Source organism: Candidatus Enterococcus willemsii, from assembly GCF_009933335.1.
Lineage (GTDB): Bacteria > Bacillota > Bacilli > Lactobacillales > Enterococcaceae > Enterococcus_F > Enterococcus_F willemsii.
Window position 1 is genome coordinate 1 of record NZ_MAEL01000062.1, and the last position, 13,466, is coordinate 13,466.

The 13,466-nt window shown below is 35.6% G+C and carries 11 protein-coding genes and 1 CRISPR repeat array; of the genes, 10 read left to right on the top strand and 1 reads right to left on the bottom strand.

Annotated features, from left to right (window positions below; translation table 11 throughout):
- Positions 1–51: 51 nt before the first annotated feature.
- Positions 52–1,623: direct repeats of the CRISPR family, unit length 32 nt; unit sequence GTTGCACTCTTTATGAGTGCATGGATTGAAAT.
- Between the two features lie 93 nt (positions 1,624–1,716).
- Complete coding sequence (locus BAU17_RS13540) at positions 1,717–2,259, bottom strand: TetR/AcrR family transcriptional regulator (RefSeq protein WP_161903354.1); 543 nt, start codon at positions 2,257–2,259, stop codon at positions 1,717–1,719.
- A gap of 150 nt (positions 2,260–2,409) precedes the next feature.
- Here BAU17_RS13540 and BAU17_RS13545 point away from each other — a divergent pair, with 150 nt between their 5' ends.
- The 10 genes from BAU17_RS13545 (at position 2,410) to BAU17_RS13590 (ending at position 13,415) form a co-directional block, all read left to right on the top strand.
- Entirely contained in the window at positions 2,410–3,342 is a 933-nt protein-coding gene (locus BAU17_RS13545) for an alpha/beta hydrolase (protein WP_161903355.1), read from the top strand.
- A gap of 113 nt (positions 3,343–3,455) precedes the next feature.
- Positions 3,456–6,224: a sigma-54-dependent transcriptional regulator gene (locus tag BAU17_RS13550; RefSeq protein WP_161903356.1), complete on the top strand. Its 2,769-nt coding sequence runs from the start codon at positions 3,456–3,458 to the stop codon at positions 6,222–6,224.
- Positions 6,225–6,296: 72 nt separating this feature from the next.
- Complete coding sequence (locus BAU17_RS13555; RefSeq protein WP_161903357.1) at positions 6,297–6,713, top strand: PTS sugar transporter subunit IIA; 417 nt, start codon at positions 6,297–6,299, stop codon at positions 6,711–6,713.
- Positions 6,714–6,725: 12 nt separating this feature from the next.
- Complete coding sequence (locus tag BAU17_RS13560) at positions 6,726–7,196, top strand: PTS sugar transporter subunit IIB (RefSeq protein WP_161903358.1); 471 nt, start codon at positions 6,726–6,728, stop codon at positions 7,194–7,196.
- A gap of 18 nt (positions 7,197–7,214) precedes the next feature.
- Positions 7,215–7,997, top strand: a complete 783-nt coding sequence (locus tag BAU17_RS13565; protein WP_161903451.1) for a PTS mannose/fructose/sorbose/N-acetylgalactosamine transporter subunit IIC — start codon at positions 7,215–7,217, stop codon at positions 7,995–7,997.
- Positions 7,981–8,799 carry a PTS system mannose/fructose/sorbose family transporter subunit IID gene (locus BAU17_RS13570; protein ID WP_161903452.1) on the top strand — a complete coding sequence of 273 codons (819 nt, stop codon included), beginning with the start codon at positions 7,981–7,983 and terminating at the stop codon, positions 8,797–8,799. Before BAU17_RS13565 ends, BAU17_RS13570 begins: the two co-directional genes overlap by 17 nt.
- 11 nt (positions 8,800–8,810) lie before the next feature.
- Positions 8,811–9,857, top strand: a complete 1,047-nt coding sequence (locus tag BAU17_RS13575; protein ID WP_161903359.1) for an SIS domain-containing protein — start codon at positions 8,811–8,813, stop codon at positions 9,855–9,857.
- Between the two features lie 13 nt (positions 9,858–9,870).
- The gene (locus BAU17_RS13580; protein ID WP_161903360.1) at positions 9,871–10,875 is read left to right on the top strand and encodes an SIS domain-containing protein; all 1,005 of its coding nucleotides are present in this window, start codon (positions 9,871–9,873) and stop codon (positions 10,873–10,875) included.
- A gap of 136 nt (positions 10,876–11,011) precedes the next feature.
- Positions 11,012–12,970 carry a heavy metal translocating P-type ATPase gene (locus BAU17_RS13585; protein ID WP_161903361.1) on the top strand — a complete coding sequence of 653 codons (1,959 nt, stop codon included), beginning with the start codon at positions 11,012–11,014 and terminating at the stop codon, positions 12,968–12,970.
- A 10-nt stretch (positions 12,971–12,980) separates the two neighbouring features.
- Positions 12,981–13,415: a YbaK/EbsC family protein gene (locus BAU17_RS13590; RefSeq protein WP_161903362.1), complete on the top strand. Its 435-nt coding sequence runs from the start codon at positions 12,981–12,983 to the stop codon at positions 13,413–13,415.
- The last annotated feature ends 51 nt before the right edge of the window (positions 13,416–13,466 follow it).

Consider the following 13,466-nt stretch of genomic DNA (forward strand, 5'->3'; position numbering starts at 1 on the left):
AGTGCATGGATTGAAATAAAGCCACTGCCGAGGCTAGACCCCGAGCGTATGGTTGCACTCTTTATGAGTGCATGGATTGAAATATCGACAGATAAAACGAAATAAAACGGCTTAGAAGTTGCACTCTTTATGAGTGCATGGATTGAAATTTGTCTTCGTCGGTCATAATCGCACGCTCATAGCGTTGCACTCTTTATGAGTGCATGGATTGAAATTGCTTTGCTTGAGCGTTCTCAAGAAATGGCATGGGATGTTGCACTCTTTATGAGTGCATGGATTGAAATAGCGCCCTCTATAGTGTCGTTAGAAGTATCTCTTGTTGCACTCTTTATGAGTGCATGGATTGAAATACATTACCGCCAACCAATGAATTATTGATTATCTGTTGCACTCTTTATGAGTGCATGGATTGAAATAAATTGTCAAGAAGTGCTACTTATGACGATTGGATGTTGCACTCTTTATGAGTGCATGGATTGAAATAAACGATATAAAAGGTTTAAATGACGATGTTGTTTGTTGCACTCTTTATGAGTGCATGGATTGAAATTATAGTGATAAAAAACTGCGAAGCTTATTGTTTAGTTGCACTCTTTATGAGTGCATGGATTGAAATTGACGTAAACACTCGTAAGTCGTATTCTTTAATGTTGCACTCTTTATGAGTGCATGGATTGAAATAAGTGTATCAAAATGACCTAAATAAAGTCGTTTTTGTTGCACTCTTTATGAGTGCATGGATTGAAATTCAATATCTCACTGACTGCAATCCGACGTTTGCCAGTTGCACTCTTTATGAGTGCATGGATTGAAATACTGAAAATCAGTGGATTGCATACTATGAAACGCAGTTGCACTCTTTATGAGTGCATGGATTGAAATCAGATTGTTATCAGTCATAACGAAACACCAGATATTGTTGCACTCTTTATGAGTGCATGGATTGAAATTTTCTTTTTAACAAATACATAGACCGCACTCACTGTTGCACTCTTTATGAGTGCATGGATTGAAATTGCTTGCATTGTGTATTCCAATTTACCATTTTCTGTTGCACTCTTTATGAGTGCATGGATTGAAATTACGGTTGTTATTGGTGTTGCCTAGAACGATTCTAAGTTGCACTCTTTATGAGTGCATGGATTGAAATGGATGTTGAAGTTATTGTTCCAAGGGGAAAAAAACGTTGCACTCTTTATGAGTGCATGGATTGAAATAATTGTTTCGGCTCTAGTGAAAAGTCCTCCATTAAGGTTGCACTCTTTATGAGTGCATGGATTGAAATTCGATATTGTCTAATCTGTTGTTAATATTTGTAATGTTGCACTCTTTATGAGTGCATGGATTGAAATATGGCGTAGTAACTCCCTGATGCTGGCGGACAAGAGCGTTGCACTCTTTATGAGTGCATGGATTGAAATAGTATCTTGAAGTTCCCATTGCGATCCATCCACTCAGGGTTGCACTCTTTATGAGTGCATGGATTGAAATCGGTAAAGTAATCAGAAAAAGTTTTAATGGATAGGGTTGCACTCTTTATGAGTGCATGGATTGAAATATTTGGAAACATCCATAATTTTTGAAAGGTCACGTTGCACTCTTTATGAGTGCATGGATTGAAATATTAAAGGATCAAAACTTATCTCGTATTGTTGCACTCTATAGAAAATAAAAAACGAACTGTCCTATTTAAGACAGTTCGTTTTTTTACTCTGATTATTCTGCGAGATTACTCATGACAAAATCAGTTAATTGTTTAGAAATTTCTTCTTTTTGGGCGCTTATTTCTTGCATAATATATGCTTCTAAGATTCCAGTTACACCGTAAGCCAAAAATTGTATTTTGAATTCATCGATATGTTTGGCGAAAATTTGTTCTTTTTTCTTTAATTGCTCCATTGTAAATAGGAGCAATTTATTTCTAAAAGAATATGAACCATGGCTACGGAATAATCGACGAAATAGGGCATGGTGCTCATCGAAAAATAAGAACCATTCATAGGCTGAATCCTGCATGCCAGAAGTTTTCATTTTTTCACAACGTTGATCAAGTTCTTCTAAATAGTTATCAATAATGGTATCCATTAAATCATATTTATCAACATAATGTAGATAGAATGTTTTTCTACCAATATCAGCTTCGTCAGTTAGCATTTTGATAGATATCTGATCTAATTCGTATTTACTTAATAAATCAATAAATGATTGTTTAATTGCTTTTTGTGTACGTACAATACGTCGGTCGATTGTTTTTTCCATTTTTTCTCCTTTCATACCCACTTTTTTATTTGTGTGTCATAATGACCAAACGGGAAAGTTCGGGACTTGATTTAATACTCTACAAGGAGTTATTATACAAGTGTAGATTAAATAACTCAAGTGTAACTTGAATAAAAGGAGAGAATTCTATTGTCAAACAAAGAACAAGTAACAATTAAAGGTCGTCACGCAAATATTTTTGGTGAAATTTATTTTCCAGAAAATTTCGATGCATCAAAAAAATATGCTGCGATTGTAGCATCTCATCCAACTAGTAGTAATTCTCAACAAACATCTTCTATTTATGCAGAGAAAATAGCTGCGAAAGGATTTATCACAATCACTTTCGATGCAACTTATCAAGGACGTAGTGGTGGTGAGCCTCGTAATTTAGAAGATCCTACTGTTCGTGCAGAAGATATTAGCTCTGTCATTGATTATTTAGTGACATTAGACTATGTTGATGACAGTCGTATTGGTGCGGTGGGTGTTTGTGCAGGTGGAGGTTATACAATTCATGCTGCTAAAACAGAACGTCGTATCAAAGCAGTTGCAGGAGTTGCACCAGCAAACATTGGTAACACATATCGTCAAAACTTTGGTCCAGAAGACAAAGTTATTGAATTACTGGAACAAGTTGGACAACAACGTACAGCAGAAGCGCGTGGAGCAGATCAGTTAGTAACAAATTGGATTCCTAATTCAAAAGAAGAAGCTGAAGCAGCAGGAATGACAGATATCGATTTCCTAGAAGCTGTCGATTATTATCGTACAGACCGTGGTTACAGTGAGTATTCACCTAACTTAGTTACTTTCACAAGCTTTGCACAAATTTTAGGTTTTGATACCAACGTATTATTAGAAAAACTTTTGACACAACCATTACAAATTATTGTTGGAGATAAAGTGGGCGGTTTTGCTTCTTATCGTAATGGATTTGACGTATATACTCGTGCAGCATCAAAAGAAAAAGATATTTTAGTCTTGCCTGGTGTTAGTCACTATGATTTATATGACCAACCAAATGGTGTAGAACCAGCTGTCGAAAAATTAGATGAATTTTTCACTAAATATTTAAGATAGTTAATGACTAAGTAGTTGAGCAACCAATCATGAAAGAGATGATTGGTTGCTTTTTCCTTTTGCTAAATACATCTTTCTTTTGTACAATAACGTGTACAAGAGGTGAGGAATAAGTGAAGAAAAAGTTATTGGCGTATTTAGCAAATCAAACGGCCTTTATCGATTTAACAGCAATTGACAAAATTTTTACTGCTACTGAATTAGCCAAAAAATTTGATGTCAAACGAAATACGATTAGCCATTATTTGAATCAGCTGAATGAGCAAGGTGAAGTCATAAAAATTAACTCGCGACCGGTTTATTTTTTTCATAAAGAAGCATTTGAAAATCAGTTTTATCCATTACGTCAACAAATTTACACGAATGCAGAAGAAATTGTGGCAGAACGGCCTTTTTTTGAGCAGCAAAAGGATTTGTTTTCGTTGTTAATTGGTTACGATAAAAGTTTAAGTCGATGTATTGAGCAAATAAAAATGGCGCTTTATTATCCTGATAATGGGTTACCTACTTTAATCACTGGTGAAAGTGGTACGGGAAAAAGTTTCTTAGTCAATTTAATTTATCGGTACTGTTTTGAAAACGATTTAATTAGTGAAGATGCACCATTTGTTACTGTGAATTGCGCGCAGTATGCAAATAATCCTGAATTACTAACAAGTAATTTATTTGGTCATGTCAAAGGTGCGTTTACTGGCGCAGATTATGATAAACAAGGCGCTTTTGAAGCAGCCAATAAGGGAATTATTTTTTTAGATGAGGTGCATCGGTTAAATGCGGAAGGGCAAGAAAAATTATTTACATTTTTAGATCAAGGAATTATTTATCGCATGGGAGATACTAATCATCCGATTCCTATTCAAACAAGAATTTTCTTTGCAACTACTGAGAATTTGGAAAGTAATTTTTTGACTACGTTTATCCGACGAATTCCGATTCAAATTGAAATACCAGCAATTGATAAAAGAAGCCATAATGAACGATTAGAGTTAGTATATAGTTTTTTGTTACAAGAGCAGAAGAAAATTAAAAGACCATTAACGGTGACAGGACAAGTGTTAACTCTTTTAACAAGTGCTAGTTTTAAAGGAAATATTGGTGAACTTAAAAATATCGTCAAAATAACAGTTGCTAAAGCCTTTACTGAACAACAGCGAGAATCGTCTGTTCATTTGACGATTTATCATTTACCAGAAAAGTTATTAATGGCATCCGATTCAAATAAACAAAATTCACTCTATGAAGAAGTGACCCTTAATGAACTTAGTTCGGTTACACAATTAGTCAATAAAAACCAACCACCGCAACAGCGAGTTATTCAAACATTTGAGCATTTACTGACGACTTTTCAGCAGTATGAATGCAAGTTAGAGGATTGTGATGAGATATTTACAAAAGAGGTAGAAACATTATTTGATTTCTTATTGTTTGAAACAGATCGTCAACACAAACAAGAAACACTCCTTTATTTAACACAATATATTCGGGAATCATTAAAGCAAATGGAAACGTCTTATCAAATAAAATTTAATGGAAATAGTATTTATGCCATCAGTTATTATTTATTTCAACGTAGCAGTAATAATTGGTTTCCAGAAGATGACATGATTGGGCAATTAATTCAAACGTTGAATCAAAAAATTGCTCATGCCTATCCTGTAAGTTACCATTACGTGGAGCGCATTTTAGAATTGAGCCAACCTAAAATTGATTTAGTTATTTCACCAATGGATAAAGTACTTTTAACTATTTATTTAAAACGCGTCGATTGGACAAAAAAATTAGCTATCCCGCGAGCGATTATTGTGGCGCACGGTTATGCTACTGCTAGCAGTATTGCCAATGTAGCCAATCGCTTTTTAGGAAAAGATATTTTTGAATCTTTTGATATGCCTTTAGATGTCTCTCCTCAGCGCATTGCAGAAGAAATATTAGATTATAGTGAAACGAATGATGTGTCCAATGGTTTAGTTATTCTAGTCGATATGGGCTCTTTGAAAGAAATTTATCAATACTTTCCTAAACAACTTCAAACATCGATTGTCATTATGAATAACGTTACAACAATGTTAGCAATTTCGGTAGGAGAAAGCTTGCAAAAGAAGTGTCCTTTAGAAGAAATGATTAGTACAGCAGTTTCTTCAGCTTCATTTGATTGGGAAATTATTTATCCAGAAGAAAATAAAATGAAAGCTTTAATCACCACTTGTTTTACAGGAATAGGAACAGCAAATCAAATTTCTCATTTGTTAGAAAAAAGCTTACCGTCTTCTGTAAACTTGAGTGTCATTCCTTATGAGTACACTATTTTACAATCAAAAAAACAACAAGAAACGATTTTTTCAATGTATGACGTCGTAGGAATTATTGGTACGGCGAATCCAGATGTAGGCAAACCATACCTATCTTTGGAAGAACTTATTTCAGGTGATGAAAATCAGGTATTGTCAAATTGGTTAGTCAATATTATGACAGAAGAAGAAAATAAACGATTTATGGAAAATATGATTCGAAACTTTTCCCTCGAAAAAGTGATTGATTCTGTGACTATTTTAGATACCGAAAAAGTGATGAGCGAAGTTGAGTTATTTATGCGTGATTTAGAGAGAGTCATGAATTCAAGTATACCTAATCCTCAAAAATTAGCATTATATGTCCATGTCAGTTGTTTAATTGAGCGATTGATTCGTAACGTGCCGATTGATAACTATGATGGATACAAACAGCTATATCAGTGTCAAAGAAAGACGCTTTTACAGATTAAACAAGCACTTAGTGTCATTGAACGAGATTATAGTGTCAAAATTCCTGATTCTGAAATTGCTTATATCTATGATATTTTATTTGGAACAGTTGATATTTCAACAATTGAAGAGGATTTTTAAGAAAAGTAAGTAGCATGCCACTATTGTTGGCATGCTATTTGCTTTTATATGGTTATAAGAGAGGTGAACAATGTGACGAAAAAAATTATTTTAGCATCTCATGGTAAATTTGCATCGGGGATATTAACATCACTAGAATTAATATGTGGCAAACAAGAACATATACAAGCAGTTGATTGCTATTTAACGCCGCAATTTGATATAGCAGAAACTGTTGAGACGCTGCTGAGAGAGAATAGTAAGGATGAAATAATCGTGGTGACAGATATTTTTGGTGGAAGTGTGAATAATGAATTTATCCACTATATTGAGCACCCTTCGTTTTACTTAGTTGCGGGTTTGAACTTACCATTTTTAATTGAATTAATAACCAACCTGCATCATATGGAAACAAAGACAGCTATTGATCAAGGGCTTACCAATGCAAAGAAAAGTATTCAATTTTGTAATGAAACAATCAAAAATGAAGTAGAAGAAGATGAATTTTAGGAGGAAGAAAAAATGATTATTTTAACTAGAGTCGATCACCGTTTATTACATGGACAAGTTGCTTTTTCGTGGACACAAAATTTAGGTGCTGATTGTATTTTAATTGCCAATGATGATGTTCCTACCAATGATATTCGCAAAACAACCATTAAACTAGCGAAGCCGCAAGGAGTCAAATTGGTTATTAAAAATATTGAAGATTCCATTGCTGCCTTAAAAAGCGGCGTGACTGATAAATATAAATTATTTATTGTAGTGGAGTCGATTCAAGATGCATACCAATTAGCCAATGCTTATCCAGAAATTAAGCAAATTAATTTAGGTGGTATTAAAGCTAAAGAAGGTGCACGTAGTATCGGCAAGTCGGTCAGTGTTTTACCAGAAGAAGAAACTTTATTAGATGAGTTAGTACAAAAAGGAATTGAAGTTGAAATTCGCCAAGTACCCAACGATAAGAAGGTACTCGTCCAAGATGTTTTATAACGAAAGGAAGTGAAAATGATGGTTGTACAAGCAATTTTATTAGGACTTGTCGCATTCATTGCGCAATCGGAATACGCATTAGGAACTTCTTTACTGTCTCGTCCAATTGTAACAGGATTATTTACAGGAATTGTTTTAGGGGATGTAAAAACGGGTATTATTATGGGAGCAACCTTGGAACTAGCATTTATTGGTTCATTTTCGGTCGGTGGATCCATTCCACCAGATGTTGTTACAGGAGGGATTTTAGGTGTAGCATTTGCTATTACAGCGAATGCAGGAACTGAAACAGCACTTTTGTTAGGTCTTCCAATTGCTACGTTAACACTTATTTTAAAAAATGTTTATCTAGGATTATTAATTCCATTGATGAATCATCGTGCAGATACCTACGCAGAAGATGCTAATTATAAAGGTGTAGAACGAATGCATTTATTGGCTGGTTTTGGTTTGTCCTTATTGTTAGCCTTAGTCGTCACAATTTCATTTATGGTAGGTAGTCAGACTGTCGGTAATTTATTAGAAATGATTCCAGAATTTATCCAACATGGATTGTCGGTAGCAACAGGTTTAATTCCAGCGCTTGGTTTTGCTATGCTAGCACGTCTTTTAATTAATAAACAAGTAGCTCCGTATTTCTTTTTAGGTTTTGCGTTGGCGGCATATTTGTCAATTCCAGTAACAGGCATTGCTATCTTTGGAGCAATCTTAGCGGTTATAGTGGTAAATATTATGAATGTGCGTGGACAAACAGTTCAAACAACGACTGGGGAGGTAGTAGATGATGACGAAGACTTCTAAATCGACAGAAATCACCAAAAAAGAGTTAAACAAAGTATTTTGGCGTTCTTTTCAAATGGAATTTTCATGGAATTATGAACGGCAAATGAGTCTAGCGTATGTATACGCAATGATACCTATTTTGAAAAAGCTTTATCCTAATAAAGAAGATATGTCTAGCGCGTTAAAACGTCACTTGGAATTTTTTAATACAACGCCACATATTGTGACATTGATTTTAGGGATTAATGCGGCGATGGAACAAGAAAATGCAGAAGATGCTAATTTCGATGTAAATACCATTGATAGTATCAAAACTTCTTTAATGGGACCTTTAGCAGGAATTGGTGATTCATTCTTTTGGGGAACATTACGTTTGATTGCCACAGGTGTCGGGACTTCTTTAGCTTTACAAGGGAATATTTTAGGTCCGCTACTATTTCTCGTTATTTTTAATGTTCCACATCTTCTGTTTCGATATTTTGCAACTGGTTGGGGTTATAAATTAGGAACGGGCTTCTTGAAAAAAATCCAAGAAAATGGTCTGATGCATAGTTTGACATTTGGTGCATCAATTATAGGTTTGATGGTTGTAGGAGGAATGACTGCGACGATGATTGATATTAATATTCCGATTCAAATTGGAAGTGGCGAAAATGCAGTCACTGTTCAGAGTATTTTTGATGATATTGTTCCACATATTTTAAATTTAGGTGTCTTTGGAGCAGTATTCTATCTATTGAAAAAAGAAGTTAAACCACTTAGTGTGTTATTAATTTTAGCAGTCGTCGGTATTTTAGGGTCATTAATTGGATTATTTTAGGAGGGAATTTTGTGAAAACAATGCTAGATTATATTCAAGAGGAACCTGAAACCCTTCAAGCAATTTTGGATAATTACCAATTTAAACAGGATGAAAAATTTGAAAAACTTACGCATTTACTCATTTTAGCAACTGGTTCATCATATAATGCGTGCTTGTCTGCCAAAGTATTTTTTGAAAAAGTGAGTGGTATTACGGTCAGTATTGAAGAGCCATATCACTTTAATCATTACGGAAAAATAACTGCTGAGACAAATGGTATTTTAGCAGTTTCTCAAAGTGGTAAAAGTGCATCGACGATTGATGCGATGCAGCATACGAAAAAGGACTTAGTTCGATTAGCATTAACCAGCAATTTAGACAGCCCAATTGCAGAAGGAGTCGACGAAGTCATTGATTTAGGGATAGGGATAGAGACAGTAGGGTTTGTGACAAAAGGATACACAGCAACTGTTCTTCACCTTATGCTATTAGGATTGACCATTGGTTTGAATAAAAAACAGGTAACAGAAACCGATGTCTCCAATTATAAAAAACAGTTACAACAACTAATAACCGCTATTCCAAGCATTATTACAAATAGCCAAGTGTTTTTTGAAAAACAAAAAGATAGCTTTCAACTATCTACAAGGTTTATTGCGATTGGTTATGGCGCAAATTGGGGAACAGCCAAAGAATTTGAAACGAAATTTACAGAGACTGTTCGGCAACCTTCCAGTGGGTTTGAACTTGAAGCGTATATGCATGGTCCATATTTGGAAGCAGATGCAGAGCATACCTTATTCTTTATTGAGAATGAAAGTCCGCAAGCAGAACGCTCGTTGCAATTAAGAGCGTATATGCAAGACTATGTAGGGAAAACTTTTACCATTACTACTGCAACGAGTCATGAAGCAGATATGTTGGGTTTAAATATTAGGTGTGATGAAGATTTAACACCACTCATTCAAATTATTCCTTTTCAATTGTTTGCTTACCAAACCGCAACATTCAAAGGAATTGATTTAAGTAAAAGAATTTTTGATGATTTTGATACGGTCTTAAAAAGTAAGAGATAAAAGGAGAAAAATTATGTTGAAATTTGATGAACAAACACAAATAGCTAATATTCAAGGAGCACTAGCTTTACGTTCAGAAGTGGAAGCCATTGTTGATAAAGTGTATGCTCAAGGGTTTGATAATATCTATTATTTAGGAATTGGGGGTACGTATGCTTCCTCTATGCAAGCAGTTACCTACATGAACGGCAAAAGCGACTTACCAGTGTATGTTCAACATGCTGCGGAATATTATACGACAGGTAATCGACGTTTAACAAAAAATTCTATCGTCATTGTTTCCTCAGTGACAGGAACTACACAAGAAGTAGTCAAAGCGCTTGAAGAAATGAAAGAAGTCGGAGCAACCGTAATTGGTTTTATCGATACACCAGATACAGCCTTAGCAAATCTTTCGGATTATGTAATTACGTATCCTGCACCAGGAACAGAGCAATTAAAATTCTTTATGGTAGCTGATCGCTTAATGAAATTAAATGGTGAATTTGAAGATTATGACGTTTACTACCAAGAATTAGAGCAACATTTGGCAACAGGTTTAATTGAAGTGGAGAAAAAAGCAGAAGCATTTGGTAAAGAATTTGCTGAAAAACATCGACATGATGCCATGCACTATTTTATTGGTGCAGGTAATCAATGGGGAGCTGTTTATTCCTATGCAATGTGTTATTGGGAAGAACAAAGTTGGTTGCGCTCAAAATCTATTCATGCAGCTGAATTCCTTCATGGAACATTGGAAATTGTTGATGAAACGACTCCAGTAACAGTTTTTCTAGGAGAAGATGAACAACGTCCGTTAAGCGAACGTGTTGCTGCATTGCTACCAAGAATCTGTGCAAACTATACATTTATCGATACGAAAGATTATCCAGTGAAAGGAATTAGCGAGAAATATCGTGGACGAATTTTATCACATCTTATTATGCATTGTGTAACGCAACGAATTGATGCCTATGTCGAAAAATTAAACTGTCATCCGTTAGATATTCGTCGTTACTATCGTCAATTTGAGTATTAAATCCTTTGAACTATCAACCTTTTTTTAGGTTGGTAGTTTTTTTAGTACTTTCACTTGACATATGAATGAGTATTCAAGTATACTTGTGTTAACAAATGAGAAATCATTCATATGACAAATGTGGAGGAGAAAAACGATGGAAGATTTAAAAACAACACACACGAATCATCATAATCATAGTCATAATCAGGAGCATCATCATGAACACGGACATGCACATGAGCACCATCATGGTGGGAAAATGACCGTTGTCTTATTTTTTGTAGGGTTAGTCATGTTCTTAGTTGGTCTATTTTTTCATCAAAATAATGGTGTCATAGCAAATGTATTGTTTACAGGGACGATTTTATTTAGTGGTTTTCATATTATCATTGAAGGGTTAGGTGATACGGTTCGTGATAGTATTGAAGCGAAGCGGTTTAGACCCAATTTGCATTTATTGATGACATTAGCGACACTAGGAGCCGTAGCAATTGGTAATTTTGAAGAAGGTGCTTTGCTGATTTTGATTTTTGCCGCAGCACATTTTTTAGAAGAATATGTGGACGGAAAAAGCAAAAGAGAAATTACGAATTTATTAAACATGAACCCAACGGAAGCGCGATTGATTTTGGCAGATGATACAGTAAAAGTAATATCCGTTGATGATGTGAAGGTTGGCGCTCGCTTGCAAGTGTTGAATGGCGATCAAGTACCGACAGATGGTGTAATTCTTAGTGGGAGAACAGCAATTGATGAGTCATCTATCAATGGGGAGAGCATGCCAAAAGAAAAAAATGTTGGTGATGAAGTATTTGGAAGTACCATCAATGGTTCTGGAACTTTCACAATGGAAGTAACCAAAGATAGCTCTGAGACGGTCTTTGCGAAAATTTTACAACTTGTGAATCAGTCACAAGGAAATTTATCAAAAACAGCGACGTTTATTAAGAGGATGGAACCTATTTATGTGACAATTGCTTTGCTATTGTTTCCATTGGTGGTTCTATCTGGTCCTTATTTGTTAGGTTGGTCTTGGGATTTGAGTTGGTATCGTGGGATGGTTTTTCTAATTTCGGTTTCGCCATGTGCGTTAGCAGCTAGTGCCGTACCGACGACGCTGTCTACGATTTCGAACCTTGCGAAAAAAGGAGTATTGGTCAAAGGTGGCGCATTTTTATCGACATTAGCTGGTGTGAAGGCATTTGCTTTTGATAAAACAGGGACCCTTACAAATGGGAAACCTGTAGTGACGGATTATTCCTTCGAGGACAATCAAGAATTGATTGATATCGTGGTATCCATGGAAAAACAAACCAATCATCCGTTAGCAACTGCGATTATCGCTAAATTTCCGACAAGTAATGTATTAGACTTAACTGTTGAAAATGAAGTCGGGAAAGGTTTATCGGCAGTTTATCAAGGCCACAACTATCGTATTGGTAAACCAAGTTCTTTTATGCAAGTACCTGAGGCGTTAAAAGCAGAAGAACGTCAATTGGCGCAAGAAGGCAAAACTGTGGTCTTTGTTGCCAAAGATGAAGTAGTTGTCGGCTTACTTGCACTAATGGATGTTCCAAATAAAGATGCGAAACAAGCAATTCAGTATTTCCAACAAGTAGGTATTCATACAACGATGATTACCGGTGATGCCCAGTTAACAGGTGAAGCTGTTGCAAAACAATTAGGAATCGATGAAGTGGTTGCAAATGTGATGCCGGAAGACAAAGCGAAAATTGCCAAAGAACAACAAGAAGCATATGGCACTGTTGGAATGGTTGGCGATGGTATTAATGACGCGCCAGCACTAGTAACATCAGATGTTGGGATAGCGATGGGCGATGGGACTGACGTTGCGATAGATGTCGCCGATGTCGTCTTGATGAAAAACGATTTATCCAAATTAGTGTATGCCCACCAATTAGCCAAAAAAATGGATCGTGTCATTTGGCAAAATTTAATCTTTGCAATGTTTGTCGTTCTTGTTTTAGTTGTCTTGAATTTCTTAGGAAAATCTAGCATTGCGTTAGGGGTTATTTTACATGAAGGTAGCACCATAGTTGTTATTCTGAATGGTCTACGCTTATTGCTGACGCCAAAGAAATTTTTAGCCTAAGGAGGAGACTATGACTGACGTTGAATTATATTTACAGGAAAAAAATATTGCTTTTCAAAGCCACTACTTTTCAGCCAATGAACGTGCGCAATATCCGATATTCAAAACATTGGTGTTAAAAGGGGATAAAACGGGAACTGTGATTGCTTTGATTCCTCTTGAAGCACGTTTAGATTATAAAAAAATGGCGAAAGCATCGAATAATCGCAAAATTGGTTTGCCACCGATGGATTATGTGTTGCAAGCAACGGGCTATCCACATGGAGCAAATACACCAATTGGGATTTTTATGACGCATCCCGAATATTCAATCTTCTTCGATGAAACGGTGAACCAACATAAACAAATCATCGTTTCTGCAGGTGAATTAGAAAAAGGTATTGTCATTTCACCAGCAGCTTTACAAACGCTTATTCATCCAGTTGTTACAGATATACTTCAATAGAGAAAACCATCGCAGACAGCGTTTGCGATGGTTTTTTTCGTACGAAATAGT

Excerpts from the sequence above, each read along its gene's own strand:
- BAU17_RS13570 (WP_161903452.1), top strand. The coding sequence starts at position 7,981 with ATGACGAAGACTTCTAAATCGACAGAAATCACCAAAAAAGAGTTAAAC.
- BAU17_RS13560 (WP_161903358.1), top strand. The coding sequence starts at position 6,726 with ATGATTATTTTAACTAGAGTCGATCACCGTTTATTACATGGACAAGTT.
- BAU17_RS13590 (WP_161903362.1), top strand. The coding sequence starts at position 12,981 with ATGACTGACGTTGAATTATATTTACAGGAAAAAAATATTGCTTTTCAA.
- BAU17_RS13580 (WP_161903360.1), top strand. The coding sequence starts at position 9,871 with ATGTTGAAATTTGATGAACAAACACAAATAGCTAATATTCAAGGAGCA.
- BAU17_RS13540 (WP_161903354.1), bottom strand. The coding sequence starts at position 2,259 with ATGGAAAAAACAATCGACCGACGTATTGTACGTACACAAAAAGCAATT.
- BAU17_RS13565 (WP_161903451.1), top strand. The coding sequence starts at position 7,215 with ATGGTTGTACAAGCAATTTTATTAGGACTTGTCGCATTCATTGCGCAA.
- BAU17_RS13585 (WP_161903361.1), top strand. The coding sequence starts at position 11,012 with ATGGAAGATTTAAAAACAACACACACGAATCATCATAATCATAGTCAT.